Below are 15,745 nucleotides of genomic sequence, written 5' to 3'. Positions count from 1 at the left end.
GAGTCCTGATGGCCAAGTTCTTCATCGACCGGCCCGTGTTCGCATGGGTCATTGCCCTGTTCATCCTGCTGGGCGGGATGCTGGCGATTACCGTACTCCCCGTGTCGCAATACCCCACCATCGCGCCGCCTTCCATCGTCATTACGGCCAACTATCCGGGCGCTACGGCGCAGGTGCTGGACGACGCTGTCACCAGCGTGATCGAGCAGGAAATGAATGGCGCCGATGGCATGCAGTACATCGAGTCCTCTAGCGAGGCTAGTGGCGCCGTCACCATCACCGTTACCTTCCAGCCCGGCACCAATCCGGAACTGGCGGCAGTGGATGTGCAGAACCGCATCAAGCGGGTGGAATCGCGTCTGCCGGCTGCCGTTACGCAGCAAGGTGTACAGGTCAACAAGGCACGTTCCAATATTCTGATGTTCGTCGGTCTGACGTCGACCGACGGCCGGCTCGACCCCACCGCGCTGGGCGACTACATGGCGCGCAACGTGGTCAACGAAATCAAGCGTATTCCCGGCGTCGGTCAGGCCCAGTTGTTCGGCACAGAACGCGCCATGCGCATCTGGGTCGATCCGGCCAAGCTGGTGGGCTTCAAGCTGACCATGGCCGATGTGACGACGGCCATACGCGCCCAGAACGCGCAAGTCACTTCCGGCACACTGGGCGACCTGCCCAGCCCTGCTGCCCAGACGACTTCCGCCCCCATCGTGGTCAGCGGCCAGCTGACCTCGGCTGCCGAATTCGGCCAGATCGTGCTGCGCTCGCAATCGAGTGGCGCACTGGTGCGCCTGAAAGATGTGGCGCGTATCGAAATGGGCGGCGCCAGTTTCAACATCAGCGCCCGCCTGAGCGGCCAGCCTTTCTCTGCCATCGCCGTGCAGTTGTCGCTGACGGGTAATGCACTGCAGACTGCCACCGCCGTGCGCGCCAAAATGGAAGAACTGTCCAAGTACTTCCCGCCGGGCGTGAAATACGCCGTACCTTACGACACCTCGCTGTTCGTCAAAATTTCCATCGAAGAGGTAGTCAAGACTCTGCTGGAAGCCGTGGTGCTGGTGTTCCTCGTGATGTATCTGTTCCTGCAGAACTTCCGCTATACCCTGATCCCCACCATCGTCGTGCCGGTAGCGCTGATGGGCACTTTCGCCGCTATGCAGCTGTTCGGCTTCTCCATCAACGTACTGACCATGTTCGGCATGGTGCTGGCCATCGGTATTCTGGTGGACGATGCCATCGTGGTGGTGGAAAACGTCGAGCGCATCATGAGCGAAGAAGGCCTGTCGCCACGCGACGCCACCCGCAAGGCCATGGGCCAGATTACCGGCGCCATCATCGGCATTACGCTGGTGCTGATCGCCGTGTTCATTCCTATGGCCTTCTTCGGCGGCGCTGTGGGCGCGATCTACCGCCAGTTCTCGCTGGCCATGGTATCGGCCATGCTGTTCTCGGCACTGATGGCGCTGACGCTGACACCGGCCCTGTGCGCCACCATCCTGAAGCCTGTTCAGGCCGGCCACCACCACGAGAAGCGCGGCTTCTTCGGCTGGTTCAACCGCATGTTCGCGCGCAGCGCTACGCGCTATCAGGGTGTGATCGCCCGCATGCTGCAGCGTACCGGCCGCTATCTGATCATCTTCGCGCTGCTGTGCGGCGTGGTGGGCTGGCTGTATGTGCGCCTGCCATCGTCCTTCCTGCCGAACGAAGATCAGGGCTACCTGATCGCCAACGTGCAGCTGCCACCGGGCGCGTCCACCAGCCGCACGCAGGCCGTGCTGGCCAAAGTGGATACCTATTTCCGCCAGCAACCGGGCGTGGCACGCACTATCGCAGTGGCCGGTTTCAGCTTCTCCGGTAACGGCCAGAATGCCGGTCTGGTATTCGTGCCGCTGAAAGACTGGAGCGAACGTGGCCCCGACCAGTCGGCGCAGGCGATCGCCCAGCGTGCGTTTGGTGCCCTGTCCGGCATCGCCGATGCCGTGGTATTCCCGCTGAGTCCTCCACCTATCCGCGAACTGGGTAATGCTACGGGCATCACCGCGCGTCTGCAGGACCGCAGCGCGCAAGGCCACGCGGCCCTCGTGGCGGCACGCAACCAGTTACTGGGGCTGGCATCCAAGAGCGCCATCCTGAAAGGTCTGCGTCCCGAAGGACTGGAAGATGCACCGCAACTGCAGGTCGATATCGACCGCGAGAAAGCCTATGCGCTGGGTGTCAGCTTCGCCGACATTAACAGCATGCTGTCCGGTGCACTGGGTTCGTCCTACGTCAACGACTTTGCCAGCAGCGGACGCCAGCAGCGCGTGATCGTGCAGGCCGATGCGCCGCGCCGTCTGCAGCCACAGGATATTCTGCAACTGCATGTACGCAGCGCCAGCGGTACCATGGTGCCATTCGCCTCCTTCGCTTCTTCGCGCTGGATACAGGGCCCCGTGCAGCTGGTACGCTACAACGGCTACCCAGCCATCAAGCTGACGGGCGATGCTGCACCGGGCCGCTCTACCGGCGAAGCGATGGAAGAACTGCTACGTCTGGCCGAACAACTGCCACCGGGCTTCAGCATCGAATGGACTGGTCAGTCGCTGGAAGAAAAGACTTCCGGCTCGCAGGCGCCTGCCCTGTTTGCCCTGTCGCTGCTGGCCGCCTTCCTCGTGCTGGCCGCGCTGTATGAAAGCGAGACCATTCCTGTCGCCGTGCTGCTGGTGGTGCCACTCGGTGTGCTCGGTGCGCTGCTGGGCGCTACGCTGCGCAGCCTGCCGAATGACGTCTACTTCAAAGTAGGCCTGATTGCGATTATCGGTCTGTCGGCCAAAAACGCGATTCTGATTATCGAATTCGCCAAGGACCTGCAGGCACAAGGCAAGGGCCTGATCGAAGCCACGCTGGAAGCCGTTCACCTGCGCTTCCGTCCCATCATCATGACCTCGCTGGCCTTCATCCTCGGCGTGCTGCCGCTGGTGATCGCCACCGGCGCCGGTTCGGCCAGCCAGCGCGCCATCGGTACAGGCGTGATGGGCGGGATGATTACTGCGACCGTGCTGGCGGTTTTCCTCGTGCCGGTATTCTTCGTGGTGATCCGCAAGATCTTCAAGGGCAGCGAACGCCAGCGCAAACTGGCTGCACATGAACTGAACGACAAGAACCATGAAACCATTGATTAAAACGGCTCCTACTGTGCTGGTGGCCTCACTGCTGGCCGCAACATTGCTGTCGGCCTGCTCGCTGGCCCCCACCTATCAGCGTCCGGCGGCGCCTGTCGCTGCGGCCTATCCGCAGGATGCGTCCGGCGTTGCCGCCCGTACCAGCGTGGCGCTGCCAGCCAGTGCAAGTGCTGGCGCTGCAGTCGATACCGGCTGGCGCAGCTTCTTTGCCGACGCCCGCCTGCAGCAACTGATCGAAGCGGCACTGGAACACAACCGCGATCTGCGCACTGCCGTGCTGCGCATGGAAGAAGCACGCGCTCTATACGATGTGCAGTCTGCCGACCGTCTGCCGAATCTGAATGCCAGCGCCAGCGTGGCGCGCGCCAAGACACCGGCCTTCCTGTCCTCCACTGGCCACAGCAGCATCGGCAAACGCTACGATGCCGGGCTGGCGATTTCCGCTTTCGAGCTGGATTTCTTCGGCCGCGTGAAAAGTCTGAGCGATGCCGCACTGGCCAGCTATCTGGCCACGGAAGAAGCCCGTCAGGCGGCACAAATCAGTCTGGTGGCGCAGGTGGCACAAGCCTATTACATTGAGCGTGCGTATGCAGAACAACTGGCACTGGCACAACAGACCTATGCAGCGCGCAGCCGCACCTACCAGCTTACCCAGCAGCGCGCCGAAGTAGGCGCCTCGTCGCGGCTGGATCTGCGCTCGGCCGAAACGCTGATGGAAACTGCGCGTGCCGCAGCCTTGTCGCTGGCACGCCAGCGTGCGCAGGCAGAAAACGCATTGACGCTGCTGGTCGGCCAGAACCAGCCTAGCACCAGCGGCGCCCTGCCCGACCAGCGCCAGCTCGATACCATGAGCGCACTGCCAGCCGGCCTGCCGTCCGAACTGCTGGCGCGCCGGCCCGATATCCGCGCCGCCGAACAGCGCCTGAAAGCGGCCACCGCGAATATCGGTGCCGCCCGTGCCGCCTTCTTCCCGCGCATCAGCCTGACCACCTCGCTGGGTAGCAGCAGTCCATCGCTGGGCGGCCTGTTCGACAGCGGCTCCGGTAGCTGGTCGTTTGCACCGCAGCTGTCACTGCCTATCTTCGATGCAGGGCGCAACCGTGCCAATCTGAGTCTGGCCGAAACGCGCAAGAACATCGCCGTAGCCGACTACGAAAAAACCATCCAGACCGCCTTCCGCGAAGTGGCCGATGCACTGGCGGCGCGCGACTACCTGGGCGAACAGGTACAGGCGCAGAACAGCATCGTCGATGCACAAGCCGACCGTCTGAAACTGCTGCAACTGCGCTTCGAGCAGGGTATCGCCAGCAGCCTCGATGTGCTGGACGCCCAGCGCGAACTGTTCAGCGCCCAGCAGACGCTGGTGCAGGTACGCCAGCAGCGTAGCGGCAGCGCCGTCGATCTGTATCGCGCACTGGGCGGCGGCCTGCAGCCATGACGTCTTCGATCACCATCCGCCTCGGCAAGCGGGCGCGCGCGCGTATCGCCGCCGAGGGTATGAAGGCGGCCGATATTGCCATCATCCCTGCTGCAGCAGGTGGTCCCAAAGGACTGATCCTCAACGGCCTCGATATCTGGGCCTTTGGCGAATGGCTCAAAGCTGCGCCACGCCAGCGCCGTTTGATCGGTGCCTCGATCGGCGCATGGCGCATGGCAGCATCGGCATTTGACGATCCGGTGGCCGCTCACAAGCGGCTGGCGCAACTCTATTCGGCACAGCAGTATCCGGAAAAAGTGCAGGCGCCGCAGGTTACAGCCACCTGCCGTACCCTGCTCGATGAACTGCTCGATGGACGCGGCGCCGAAGTGCTGAACCACCCGCAGCACCACCTGTCCATTCTGACAGTGCGCGGCATCGGCGCACTGGCACGCAGCAACGGCCAGCGCTGGCGCGAAATCGCCGGTTTCATTGCTGCCGCCAGTGGCAACCTGCTGGCACGCAGCCAGCTAGCCAGAGCCATGGAACGGGTGATCTTCCACCACCAGCACGATCACAGCGCGTGGCTGCGCGACGGCTTCGACGCCTTCAACGCCCACTTCGTCGGCCTGTCCGACGCGAATCTGCGCGACGCTTTGCTGGCTTCCGGCTCGATCCCGCTGGTGCTGCAGGCCGTCAACGATATCGCCGGTGCACCACAAGGGCCTTACTGGGACGGTGGCCTGATCGACTACCACCTGCATCTGCCCTACCAGCGCGATGAAGGACTGGTGCTGTATCCGCACTTTAGCGACTACATCGTGCCGGGCTGGCTGGATAAAAGCCTGCCGTGGCGGCGTGCACGCGATGCAGCGCTGGAAAACGTGATCCTGATTTCACCTTCGGCAGAATTTGTCGCCCATCTGCCCAACAGCAAACTGCCTGACCGTGCCGACTTCAAAGCCTACGGCCAGAACCACGGCCTGCGCATGCGCGACTGGCGCCGCGCTATCGGCGAAAGCGAGCGCATGGCAGAAGACTTCGCCCGCTGGTGCGAGCGCCCTGATCTAAAGCAGGCCGCCAGCTTCGAGGCTACTTGATCATTATGACGATCGTGATTCGCTGGTCTTGCGCGCACGTACGCCAGCCAGCGGCAAGAACAGTGTGTATGCCATCTCCGGCAGGGATATGAATCCGTGATGCTGATAAAAAGCCATTGCAGACTTATCTTTTGCATCAACCATCAAAGCAAAAGCAGCAATCTCGGAACTGGCAGCGCGCTCCAGTGCATCAGCCAGTAGCGCGCCACCCAGCCCCTTTCCTTTGAAAGCCCGATCAACCGCAAGCCGCCCCATACGAATCGCAGGCACGGCTGGATATCTCGACAATTTTCTACCGGTGCTAGCAGGAAGTTCCGTCAAAGGGATGCTTGCCGATGCCAGTGTGTAGTAACCAGCAATACGCTGGCCTTCAGCCAGTGCTACGAAACAGGCGGCCATACGACGGCGTATATCCTGCGTGACTTGCTGCTTCAGATAGCAATTCAACTGAACCGAATCGCTACGAAAGGCCGAGCGATCATAGGCTCTATCAAATGGGACGAGCCGAAATGGCGCTGTGCTCATTCACTACGCAGTAATTTCGAGCGTCGCTTGAATGCGCGCTCCAGCGCTGGCGCCGGCTGTGCTGGAGCATGGGCCAGCAAGGCTTCAGCAAAGCATTCCTGATCGGCCCGCGACAGACGCATTACTTCCGCCTGTTCGATGGCACGTTGTGCAGCCTCCTGAACGGCTGCCACGACAAAATCCGTAACGCTACGCCCCTGCAATTCAGCGGCACGCTTCAACAGCTCATGCAGATCACTACTGATCCTTGCTTCCAGACGAGCTGTCGATGTAGGTGGTGCGGACATGGAATCTTCCTCCTGCATTGCAGAATACGGCAGCTAGCCGTACAACACAAGACAACCGTACATGCGCCAGATCAGAGGCGAAAGATTAAATTCCGCTCGCATGACACAGTATCAACTAGCTCGTCAAAAACATCTCCTGCAGATCATTGAGGAAGCGCTGACCCAGTTCGGTCGGGCGGATGATCTGGTGGTCACGGTACAGCAAGCCCTTGGCTTCTGCGGCGTTTAACTGGCGCTCGATGGCGTTCAGTGCCATGCCGGTACGCTCCATGAACAGACGCGGATCGAAGCCGCCGCACAGACGCAGGGTATTCAGCATGAACTCGAAACCCATTTCGTCGCGGCCGATTTCGCGCTCCTCCTGCACGGGCGCGCCCAGTGCCACCTGCTCCATATACGCCTTGGGCTGCTTGTAGCGGGCCTGACGCAGTATGCGGTGCGGGAACGACAGCTTGGAGTGGGCACCGGCACCGATACCCAGATAGTCACCGAACTCCCAGTAGTTGAGATTGTGGCGCGCACGTCGTCCGGCTTTCGCATAGGCCGACACTTCGTAATGCTGGTAGCCGTTGGCCGCCGTTACTTCGGCGATCATGTCCTGCATGTCGGCGCTGGCATCGTCGTCCGGCAGCGCCGGCGGATACTTGGCAAACAGGGTATTCGGCTCCATCGTCAGATGGTACAGCGACAGATGCGGCGGTTGATAGGACAGCGCCGTTTCGATATCGCGCTGCGCTTCTTCCAGCGTCTGCGATGGCAGCGCATACATCAGATCGAGGTTGAAGTTATCGAAGTTCGCCACGGCGATATCGACCGCGCGGCGTGCTTCGCCATCATCGTGTATGCGACCCAGCGCCTTCAGGTGACGGTCGCTAAAACTCTGGATGCCGATCGACAGCCGGTTCACACCGCTGGCGCGGTAAGACTTGAACTTCTCGGCCTCAAAAGTGCCCGGATTGGCTTCCATTGTGATCTCGACATCGCTATCGAGCGGCAACAAGGTACGCACGTCGGACAGCAGACGATCCAGCCCCGCCGCCGACAGCAAGCTAGGCGTGCCACCACCGATGAAGATGGTGTAGATCTTGCGTCCCCAGATCAGCGGCAGCGCCATTTCCAGGTCAAGCCGCAGCGCATCCAGATATTCCTTCTCGGGGAAGCCGGCCTGATGCCCGCCATCCTTGGCTTCATGCGAATTGAAGTCGCAATAAGGGCACTTCTTTACGCACCAAGGGAAATGGATGTACAGCGACAGCGGCGGCAGTGCCGTCAGATTCAGCGTACCACCGGCTAGATACTTGGCCGCCACGCCCGCCACATCGCTATGGCTGCTTGGTGCGCTGGGCTGGCTGGCACCTTTCGAACCGGTGCCGATAACTTTAATCGGGATCATTTGAGCTTCTCGACCAGTGCACGCAGCGCCTGTCCGCGGTGCGACAGGCGATTCTTCTCGTCCGCTGCCAGTTCGGCCACGCACTTGCCCAGTGCCGGAATGTAGAAATGCGGATCGTAGCCGAAGCCACCTTCACCGCGCGCCTCGGCGATGATTTCGCCATTCCAGCGGCCATCGGCAATCACCGGTTGCGGATCATCGGCATGGCGCACGAACACCAGCACGCAATAGTAGTAGGCCGATTTGTCGGCATGCTGGGCCAGATCGGCGATCAGCTTGGCGCTGTTGCGCGCGTCCGATTTAGGCTCGCCCGCATAGCGTGCCGAATACACGCCCGGTGCACCGCCCAGCGCATTCACGCACACGCCGGAATCATCGGCCAGCGCTGGCAACCCGGTCAGGCGGGCAGCGTGACGGGCCTTCTGCAGCGCGTTTTCCACAAACGTGTGGAAAGGCTCGTCCGCTTCCGGTACGTTGTATTCGCCCTGCGCGTGGACGGCATAACCCACGGTGGACAGCAACTGGTTGAATTCTTTGAGTTTGCCCGCGTTGTTCGAGGCGAGGATCAGGCGTTGAGTCATGATGTCGGCAGCGCTAAAAATACTTGGAAGCCGACATTGTAAACCGTTTGGCTGGCGCACCGTGGGCGCGCCAGCATGCGGCAGAGATGGGGAAGCGATCAGGCAGTCAGACCGAGCGCCTGCTTCTGCAGTTTGATCAGATCGGCAATACCGGCCTGCGCCAGATCCAGCAGGCGGTTCATGCCGGCGCGGTCAAAGGCCGCGCCTTCGGCCGTGCCCTGCACTTCGATAAAGTGGCCGGCATCGTTCATCACCACGTTCATATCGGTATCGCAGCCGGAATCTTCCACGTAGTCGAGATCGAGTACGGGCATGCCCTGATACACGCCCACCGAAATCGCCGCAACAAAGCTCTTGAGCGGAATCGCCGGCACGGCGCCACTGGCCACCAGCTTGGAGAAAGCATCATAGGCCGCCACCATGGCGCCCGTGATGGAGGCCGTGCGGGTACCACCGTCCGCCTGTATCACGTCGCAATCAAGGTGCAGCGTGCGTTCACCAAAGGCTTCCAGATCGAAGGCAGCGCGCAGCGAGCGGCCGATCAGGCGCTGGATTTCCTGCGTGCGGCCGGACTGTTTGCCGCGTGCCGCTTCGCGATCCATGCGGCTGTGGGTGGAACGGGGCAGCATGCCGTATTCGGCCGTCATCCAGCCCTGCCCTTTGCCCTTCAGGAAGCCCGGCACTTTTTCTTCGATGCTGGCGGTGCAGATCACTTTGGTGTCGCCGCACTCGATCAGCACGGAGCCTTCGGCGTGCTTGGTGTAGTTGCGGGTCAGGCGCAGGGTGCGCAACGCATCGACGGGGCGGCCACTTGGGCGAGAGACAAAAGTCATACGGTTCTTCCTTATTTGAGTAATTGTGATGATTTAGCGATGGCCCCGCGAATTTCGGCGATGGCTTTTTCGATTTCAGCATCGTCGAACAGATCGGCGCGCTGGCCATCGGCGCTGCGCACGATCGTACTGCTATGTTCCTGCTGGGTCAGTGCTTCGGTCGAGATCATACTCGATAGCTCGTCGGCTGCCTTGCCGCGCGGGTCGGCCACGGCGCTGCCCTGCCACGTAATCGCCAGCGCCGTCACGTTATCACTACGCCGGCCCGCCGCGTCCAGCGCTGCCTGCAGCATGGCCGGAACGGCGCGCACGATGGGCTGCTGTACCCTGCGGGCGATTTCGAGGTCCGGCAGCATAGACCACAAGCCATCGGAGCACAACAACAGCACATCGCCGCCCTGCAGCGCGCCCTGCCCTAGTTCTACCCGCGGCAGGGTATCCGCGCCGAGGCAGTTAAACAGCTTGTTGCGGTCAGGGTGGGTGTGGCGCTGCTGCTCGGTGACCAGTCCCTTGGCGATCAGATTTTCGATATGCGAGTGGTCGCGCGTACGGCCCAGCACCTGACCGTCGCGCAGCCAGTACAGGCGCGAATCGCCGCAATGGGCCCACACGGCCGTGTTGTGCTGCACCAGCGCCGCCACAATGGTGGTGCGTGGAGTTTCGCTCAGGCCCTTGACCTGCCGGTGGCGGTGGATGGTTTCGTGTGCCGCCAGTATGGCCTGCTGCAGAAACTGTTCGGGCTTCTTCACATACGGCGTGGCCTGCTGCTGGAACAGCAGCGAAATGGTCTGTAACGCCACCGTGGCCGCTACCTCGCCATGGGCATGGCCGCCCATGCCGTCGGCCAGCACCAGCAGCAACGCATCGCGCGTATAGCTGTAGCCCATGCGATCCTGATTCTGCTTGCGCGCGCCAATATGGCTTTGCTGGTAGACGGAAAATTGCATTGTGCTGATTCCTCGCTACTGGCGCGTGGCCGGTCCTGTAGACGGTGCGGCGCCGGCGCTGTCCCCACTCCGCAGCCAGCGTCGCAAGCCGTTGGTCAGGCGTGCGAGCGTACCAGTCCCTGAAGCTCCAAGCGGATCGGTCAGCGCATCCGCTGGCGCACCGACGGCCGCGCCGCCGGCGCTGGCGGCCGGTGCAGTGGCAGCCAGCACTTTCTGCAGCGCGAACAGACTTTGCGGCCGCTCCAGCGGCTGCAAAGCCAGACACCATTCAACTAGTTTCAGTATTTCGGCCGAATACTGCCCTTGCAGTTGCACGAAGTGGGCAGCCATCTTGTCTTCGCTACGACGCTGGTCGGCCGGCTGGGGCGGCGCGCCCACCATACAGGCGAACATGGCCGCGCCCAGACTGTAGATATCCGACCACGGCCCCAGCCCGCCGCCTTTGTCATACAGCTCGGGCGCTGCATAACCGGGCGTGTACATGGGCGTGAGCGTGGGAAGGTCCTGATTCAGAGTCTGGCGCGCTGCGCCGAAATCCAGCAGCATGGGCGTGCCATCGGTGCGCAGATAGATATTGGCCGGCTTCAGATCAAGATGCAGCAGTTTGCTGGCGTGTACTTCGCGCAACCCTTTGATCACTTGCAGGAAAATAGTGCGAATGAAGGCTTCGCCTACTTTGCTGCCGCGGTTGCGCTGGCGTGCGATGTAGTCCTGCAGCGTATTGCCCGATTCATAGGCCATAACCATGTAAACCGTTTCATGGGCGCGGAAGAAATTGCGCACGCTGACCACGTTGGGATGGGCGATACGGGCCAGTGCGCGGCCCTCCTCGAAGAAGCATTTGAGGCCGATGCGGAAGGCTGGCAGGTGGGCCGAGGCCACGGTCGGCACCAGTTCGCCGGCGCCGCGCTGCACCAGCGCAGCCGGCAGATACTCCTTGATGGCCACCGCCGCGCCCTCGCTATCGTAAGCAAGGTAAACAATACTGAACCCACCCGACGCAATTTTCTTTACAATGCGATATCCAGCAATTTCCAGACCATCTGGTAGGGGGGCGTTGTTTTGTGCTGCCATAGGACTCCTCGCCTGAACCCGCCGATTGTGTGGATAAATCACTGTTTTGTAAAGATTTAACCGGGGACATCCTTTGAGCATTTCCAGTATGACGGGCTACGCGGTCGCCACCAGCGAAAGTGCTGCGGGTACACTGACCATCGAAATCAAGAGCGTCAACTCGCGCTTTCTCGATCTACAGTTTCGAATAAACGACGATTTGCGCGCACTGGAACCGGATTTGCGCTCAGCCATCATGGGCGCGATCACGCGCGGCAAAGTGGAATTGCGCCTGAGTTTCGGCCGCAAGGCAGCCAGTGCTGGTACGCAGGCGCTGAATCTGCCACTGTTGACCGAATTACAACGCCTACAGAACGAAGTCAGCAGCCACTTCCCGGCCGCCCACACCATGTCGGTGGCGGAACTGCTGCGCTGGCCCGGCGTGATCGAAGAGGCGGAAATCGGACAGGAGTCGCTGCAGGCCGATGTGGCCGCACTGATGACGCGCACCCTGAGCGCCTTTGTCACCAGCCGCCAGCGCGAAGGCGCAGCACTGGAAGCCATGCTGACGGCGCGCATTGATGCGATGGAAGCCATCGTCAAGCGCATCACCCCGCTGATCCCGCAGGTGGTGGCAGCCTTCCAGCAGAAAGCCGTGGAGCGCATGCAGGATGCGCTGGGGCTGGCCTGTCAGGGCTCCAATTCGGCGCTGTCGCGTCAGGATGCGCTGGAACGCATCCGTCAGGAAGTGATCCTGTACGGCATCCGTATCGACGTGGCGGAAGAACTGGGCCGGCTGTCAGCGCACTTGAACGAAACCCGCCACATCCTCAAAAAAGGCGGTCAGGTCGGCAAGCGACTGGACTTCATGATGCAGGAACTCAACCGCGAGGCCAACACGCTGGGCGCCAAAGCCTCCGTCAAGGAACTGGCCGATGCTTCGATGGAACTCAAGCTGCTGATCGAGCAGATGCGCGAACAGGTACAGAATCTCGAATAAGCGCACCGGCATCGGTACCCAAAGACGCAGACCCGCAACGGTCTGCGTTTTTTTTGCCAAGGCAGATCATGAGCTAACTCAAACGGACACGCTGGATGTCCGAATGACAGATCTGACCCCGAATTTGGTGGCAGAACTTGGCTCTTGGTAAAATACTCCTTTGGGCGCTCACTGCCCACCTCAGGAAAGATCACGATGAGCTTAACCAACGCATTTGCAGGCAGCCTGTTCATGGTCGTCGCCCCTTCGGGCGCCGGCAAGTCCACGCTCGTCAATGCTCTGCTGGCGCAGGAGCCCAGCATCAAACTGTCGATCTCGACCACTACGCGGCCACCGCGTCCGGGCGAGACCCACGGCAAGGAATACTACTTTACGACGGCCGAAGATTTCGAGCAGCGCGCGGAAGCGGGCGAGTTTCTCGAGTGGGCCGAAGTGCACGGTAATTACTACGGCACGTCGCGCATCGTGATCGAAGAACAGATGAAGACGGGTACCGATATTCTGCTGGAAATCGACTGGCAGGGCGCGCGTCAGGTGAAGAAACAGTTCCCGCAGGCTGCCGGGATTTTCATCCTGCCACCATCGATCGATGCGCTGGAAGAGCGCCTGAAAAAACGTGCGACCGATGCGCCGCATGTGATCACGCGCCGGCTGCTGGCAGCGGGCGGCGAAATCGCCCACGCTCCCGAGTTCGAGTATGCTATTATCAACGAAGAATTTGCCGTCGCACTCAGTGAATTGACGGCGATAGTCAGAGCGGCCCGTTGCCGGTTTGCGCAACAAGCGGCACGCAACGCCTCGCTGTTTGCCCAACTGGGTATCCACGCTGAATAAATACACAAGATTTTAGGAGTTATGATGGCCCGTATTACTATTGAAGATTGTCTGAAAAATGTTCCTAACCGCTTCCAGCTGACCCTGGCCGCGACCTATCGCGCACGCCAGCTGCTGCAAGGCCATACGCCTAAAGTAGAAGCCAAGGACAAGCCTACCGTGGTCGCCCTGCGCGAAATCGCTGCCGGCAAAGTCGGTCTGGAAATGCTGAAAAAGGTTCCGATGTAATCAAGCTGGTTCCTGTATGAATCAGCTCACTGCCGCTCCGTCTCCGGCCAGCTCTGGCCAGAGCACGACTCCCGCCGAACCGGCCAGCGCGCCGGTTGCGGCAACGGCTAGCCCGCAGGCTGGCCACGGCAGTGTCGCTGCTGCAACTGCGCTTGCAGCCCCCTCCGCTACACCTTCCACCTCTGCTGTTCCGGTTCCCCCTGTGATTGCTACGTCGCCTCTGGCTGCGCCCACTGTAACTGCGGGCGTCGCTTCGATCTCCCATCTGACTGAACGCCTGGCCGAATACATGTCGCCCGCCGACCTGAAAAAGGTCAAGGAAGCCTACCGCTTCTCGGACGAGATGCATCTGGGGCAGCTGCGCAAATCGGGCGAGCCGTATATCTCTCACCCGATCGCGGTGGCGGAAATCTGTACCGACTGGAAGCTCGATGCGCAAGCCATCATGGCGGCCCTGCTGCATGATGTGATGGAGGATCAGGACGTCAAGAAAGAGGAACTGATCGAGCGCTTCGGTGCACCCGTGGCGAATCTGGTCGATGGCCTGTCCAAGCTGGAGAAAATCGAGTTCCAGAGCCAGATCGAAGCGCAGGCGGAAAACTTCCGCAAGATGCTGCTGGCCATGGCGTCCGATGTGCGCGTCATTCTGATCAAGCTGGCCGACCGGCTGCACAATATGCGCACCATGGAAGTGATGGCGCCCGCCAAGAAGGCGCGCATCTCGTCCGAGACGATGGATGTGTATGTACCGATCGCACACCGCCTCGGTCTGAACAATATCTACCGCGAGCTGCAGGATCTGTCGTTCTCGCATTTGCATCCGATGCGCTACCGTACGCTGGCGAAAGCCGTCAAGGCAGCGCGCGGCAACCGCCGCGAGGTGGTCAAGAAGATCCTCGATTCCGTCACCAATACGCTGGCGCTGGCGAATATTCCGGCCGAAGTGTATGGGCGCGAAAAGACCCTGTACGGCATCTACAAGAAGATGCGCAGCAAGCATCTGTCGTTCTCGCAGGTGCTCGACGTGTACGGCTTCCGCGTGGTGGTCGATAGCTTCCCCAACTGCTATGTGGCACTGGGCACGCTGCACTCGCTGTACAAGCCCATGCCGGGCAAGTTCAAGGATTACATCGCGATCCGCAAGCTGAACGGCTATCAGTCGCTGCACACCACGCTGATCGGCCCTTACGGTACGCCCGTGGAGTTCCAGATCCGTACCCAGGAAATGCACCGCACCGCCGAATCGGGCGTGGCGGCGCACTGGCTGTACAAGAACGGCGATGCCAATCTGTCCGACCTGCAGCAGCGTACCCACGCCTGGCTGCAGTCGCTGCTCGATATCCAGCAGCAGACCGGCGATTCGGCCGAGTTCCTCGAACACGTCAAGGTCGACCTGTTCCCTGACTCCGTGTATGTATTTACGCCGAAGTCGAAGATTATTGCGCTGCCACGGGGTGCCACGGCGATCGACTTTGCCTACTCCATCCACACGGGCATCGGCGACCATACGGTCTCTGTCACCATCAATAACGAGGCGGCTTCGCTGCGCACCGAGCTGCGCAACGGCGATATCGTGGAAATCGTGACTGATCCGAATTCGCGCCCCAGCCCTAGCTGGCTGTCGTTCGTGCGTACGGGTAAAGCCCGTTCGGCCATCCGCCACCATCTGCGTACCATCAATCTGCCCGAATCGATCACGCTGGGCCGCCAGCTGCTGTCGCATGCGCTGTCCTCGCTGGGGCTGGCCGAAGAACTCGAAGACGGTCTGCTGGAACGCCTGCTGAACGAATCGAGCGCTAAATCGCTCGATCAGCTGTATGCCGATATCGGCATCGGCAAGCGCATGGCGGCGCTAGTGGCGCGCCACATCCTCGGCCTGCGCGGCGGCGAGTCGGCCAGCGCTCCCGTCGATCACAACAATGCGGCCGAACTGGATCCCGTCACCATCTGCGGCAGCGAAGGCGTATCAGTCCAGCTGGCACCATGCTGCATGCCGATTCCGGGCGACTCCATCATCGGCCAGCTACGGCGCGATCAGGGTCTGCTGGTGCATACCTTCGATTGCGTGCTGGCCAAGCGCCAGAAAGCCAAAGAGCCGGAGCGCTGGATCGCCGTCAAGTGGGGAACGGAACTCAACCGCCGCTTCGATAGCCGCATCAAGCTGCTGATCAATAACGAAAAAGGCATCCTCGCCCGCGTGGCCGCCGAGATTGGCGAGTCCGACGCCAACATCACTTATGTGGGCATGGACGAGGACAAGGAACACGTGCTGCACCAGTTACGCTTCACCATACAGGTGAAGGACCGCGTGCATCTGGCCGCACTGCTGCGCAATGTGCGCCGCGTGGCCGGCGTCAACCGCGTGCTGCGCGAACGCAGCTGATGC

Annotated in this window: 14 protein-coding genes; 7 read left to right on the top strand and 7 right to left on the bottom strand. The window is 61.2% G+C overall.

Annotated features, from left to right (window positions below):
• Positions 1-8: 8 nt before the first annotated feature.
• From ABNT42_RS06405 to ABNT42_RS06395, 3 genes are read left to right on the top strand one after another with little or no spacing between them, the layout of a single operon-like run.
• The gene (locus tag ABNT42_RS06405; RefSeq protein ID WP_348695525.1) at positions 9-3,161 is read left to right on the top strand and encodes an efflux RND transporter permease subunit; all 3,153 of its coding nucleotides are present in this window, start codon (positions 9-11) and stop codon (positions 3,159-3,161) included.
• Positions 3,145-4,599 (top strand): efflux transporter outer membrane subunit, encoded by a 1,455-nt coding sequence (locus tag ABNT42_RS06400; RefSeq protein ID WP_348695521.1) that lies wholly within the window; start codon positions 3,145-3,147, stop codon positions 4,597-4,599. Before ABNT42_RS06405 ends, ABNT42_RS06400 begins: the two co-directional genes overlap by 17 nt.
• Entirely contained in the window at positions 4,596-5,678 is a 1,083-nt protein-coding gene (locus ABNT42_RS06395; RefSeq protein ID WP_348695518.1) for a patatin-like phospholipase family protein, read from the top strand. Before ABNT42_RS06400 ends, ABNT42_RS06395 begins: the two co-directional genes overlap by 4 nt.
• A gap of 3 nt (positions 5,679-5,681) precedes the next feature.
• Here ABNT42_RS06395 and ABNT42_RS06390 read toward each other — a convergent pair whose 3' ends face one another.
• The 7 genes from ABNT42_RS06390 to ABNT42_RS06360 all read right to left on the bottom strand — a co-directional run bounded on the left by ABNT42_RS06390 (position 5,682) and on the right by ABNT42_RS06360 (position 11,318).
• Entirely contained in the window at positions 5,682-6,203 is a 522-nt protein-coding gene (locus tag ABNT42_RS06390) for a GNAT family N-acetyltransferase (RefSeq protein WP_348695515.1), read from the bottom strand.
• Positions 6,200-6,490, bottom strand: a complete 291-nt coding sequence (locus ABNT42_RS06385) for a DUF1778 domain-containing protein (RefSeq protein ID WP_348695512.1) — start codon at positions 6,488-6,490, stop codon at positions 6,200-6,202. Before ABNT42_RS06385 ends, ABNT42_RS06390 begins: the two co-directional genes overlap by 4 nt.
• Positions 6,491-6,605: 115 nt before the next feature.
• The gene (gene hemW / locus ABNT42_RS06380) at positions 6,606-7,883 is read right to left on the bottom strand and encodes a radical SAM family heme chaperone HemW (protein ID WP_348695507.1); all 1,278 of its coding nucleotides are present in this window, start codon (positions 7,881-7,883) and stop codon (positions 6,606-6,608) included.
• The gene (gene rdgB / locus ABNT42_RS06375; RefSeq protein WP_348695504.1) at positions 7,880-8,464 is read right to left on the bottom strand and encodes an RdgB/HAM1 family non-canonical purine NTP pyrophosphatase; all 585 of its coding nucleotides are present in this window, start codon (positions 8,462-8,464) and stop codon (positions 7,880-7,882) included. The genes hemW and rdgB overlap by 4 nt, the downstream gene beginning before the upstream one ends.
• A 98-nt stretch (positions 8,465-8,562) precedes the next feature.
• Complete coding sequence (rph, locus tag ABNT42_RS06370; RefSeq protein ID WP_348695501.1) at positions 8,563-9,297, bottom strand: ribonuclease PH; 735 nt, start codon at positions 9,295-9,297, stop codon at positions 8,563-8,565.
• A gap of 11 nt (positions 9,298-9,308) precedes the next feature.
• The gene (locus tag ABNT42_RS06365) at positions 9,309-10,244 is read right to left on the bottom strand and encodes a protein phosphatase 2C domain-containing protein (RefSeq protein WP_348695497.1); all 936 of its coding nucleotides are present in this window, start codon (positions 10,242-10,244) and stop codon (positions 9,309-9,311) included.
• A 15-nt stretch (positions 10,245-10,259) separates the two neighbouring features.
• A complete protein-coding gene (locus ABNT42_RS06360; protein ID WP_348695495.1) occupies positions 10,260-11,318 on the bottom strand; it encodes a serine/threonine-protein kinase in 1,059 nt (352 codons plus the stop codon).
• A gap of 88 nt (positions 11,319-11,406) precedes the next feature.
• On the opposite strand from ABNT42_RS06360, the gene ABNT42_RS06355 reads away from it, so the two are divergent.
• The 4 genes from ABNT42_RS06355 (at position 11,407) to ABNT42_RS06340 (ending at position 15,742) form a co-directional block, all read left to right on the top strand.
• Positions 11,407-12,297, top strand: a complete 891-nt coding sequence (locus tag ABNT42_RS06355; RefSeq protein ID WP_348696103.1) for a YicC/YloC family endoribonuclease — start codon at positions 11,407-11,409, stop codon at positions 12,295-12,297.
• Positions 12,298-12,492: 195 nt separating this feature from the next.
• The gene (gene gmk, locus ABNT42_RS06350) at positions 12,493-13,131 is read left to right on the top strand and encodes a guanylate kinase (protein WP_348695490.1); all 639 of its coding nucleotides are present in this window, start codon (positions 12,493-12,495) and stop codon (positions 13,129-13,131) included.
• A gap of 24 nt (positions 13,132-13,155) precedes the next feature.
• Positions 13,156-13,359 carry a DNA-directed RNA polymerase subunit omega gene (gene rpoZ, locus ABNT42_RS06345; protein WP_005665923.1) on the top strand — a complete coding sequence of 68 codons (204 nt, stop codon included), beginning with the start codon at positions 13,156-13,158 and terminating at the stop codon, positions 13,357-13,359.
• A gap of 289 nt (positions 13,360-13,648) precedes the next feature.
• Positions 13,649-15,742 carry a bifunctional (p)ppGpp synthetase/guanosine-3',5'-bis(diphosphate) 3'-pyrophosphohydrolase gene (locus ABNT42_RS06340; RefSeq protein WP_348696102.1) on the top strand — a complete coding sequence of 698 codons (2,094 nt, stop codon included), beginning with the start codon at positions 13,649-13,651 and terminating at the stop codon, positions 15,740-15,742.
• Positions 15,743-15,745: the final 3 nt, after the last annotated feature.

The organism is Duganella fentianensis (genome assembly GCF_964031615.1).
Classification (GTDB): domain Bacteria; phylum Pseudomonadota; class Gammaproteobacteria; order Burkholderiales; family Burkholderiaceae_D; genus Rugamonas; species Rugamonas fentianensis_A.
Note: the sequence above shows the minus strand (reverse complement) of the source record. Positions and strands in the feature narration are given on the sequence as shown.

What these genes read in the sequence shown, in the direction of transcription:
- ABNT42_RS06405 (WP_348695525.1), top strand. Translation starts at nt 9, where the DNA reads ATGGCCAAGTTCTTCATCGACCGGCCCGTGTTCGCATGGGTCATTGCC.
- ABNT42_RS06400 (WP_348695521.1), top strand. Translation starts at nt 3,145, where the DNA reads ATGAAACCATTGATTAAAACGGCTCCTACTGTGCTGGTGGCCTCACTG.
- ABNT42_RS06395 (WP_348695518.1), top strand. Translation starts at nt 4,596, where the DNA reads ATGACGTCTTCGATCACCATCCGCCTCGGCAAGCGGGCGCGCGCGCGT.
- ABNT42_RS06390 (WP_348695515.1), bottom strand. Translation starts at nt 6,203, where the DNA reads ATGAGCACAGCGCCATTTCGGCTCGTCCCATTTGATAGAGCCTATGAT.
- ABNT42_RS06385 (WP_348695512.1), bottom strand. Translation starts at nt 6,490, where the DNA reads ATGTCCGCACCACCTACATCGACAGCTCGTCTGGAAGCAAGGATCAGT.
- hemW (WP_348695507.1), bottom strand. Translation starts at nt 7,883, where the DNA reads ATGATCCCGATTAAAGTTATCGGCACCGGTTCGAAAGGTGCCAGCCAG.
- rdgB (WP_348695504.1), bottom strand. Translation starts at nt 8,464, where the DNA reads ATGACTCAACGCCTGATCCTCGCCTCGAACAACGCGGGCAAACTCAAA.
- rph (WP_348695501.1), bottom strand. Translation starts at nt 9,297, where the DNA reads ATGACTTTTGTCTCTCGCCCAAGTGGCCGCCCCGTCGATGCGTTGCGC.
- ABNT42_RS06365 (WP_348695497.1), bottom strand. Translation starts at nt 10,244, where the DNA reads ATGCAATTTTCCGTCTACCAGCAAAGCCATATTGGCGCGCGCAAGCAG.
- ABNT42_RS06360 (WP_348695495.1), bottom strand. Translation starts at nt 11,318, where the DNA reads ATGGCAGCACAAAACAACGCCCCCCTACCAGATGGTCTGGAAATTGCT.
- ABNT42_RS06355 (WP_348696103.1), top strand. Translation starts at nt 11,407, where the DNA reads ATGACGGGCTACGCGGTCGCCACCAGCGAAAGTGCTGCGGGTACACTG.
- gmk (WP_348695490.1), top strand. Translation starts at nt 12,493, where the DNA reads ATGAGCTTAACCAACGCATTTGCAGGCAGCCTGTTCATGGTCGTCGCC.
- rpoZ (WP_005665923.1), top strand. Translation starts at nt 13,156, where the DNA reads ATGGCCCGTATTACTATTGAAGATTGTCTGAAAAATGTTCCTAACCGC.
- ABNT42_RS06340 (WP_348696102.1), top strand. Translation starts at nt 13,649, where the DNA reads ATGTCGCCCGCCGACCTGAAAAAGGTCAAGGAAGCCTACCGCTTCTCG.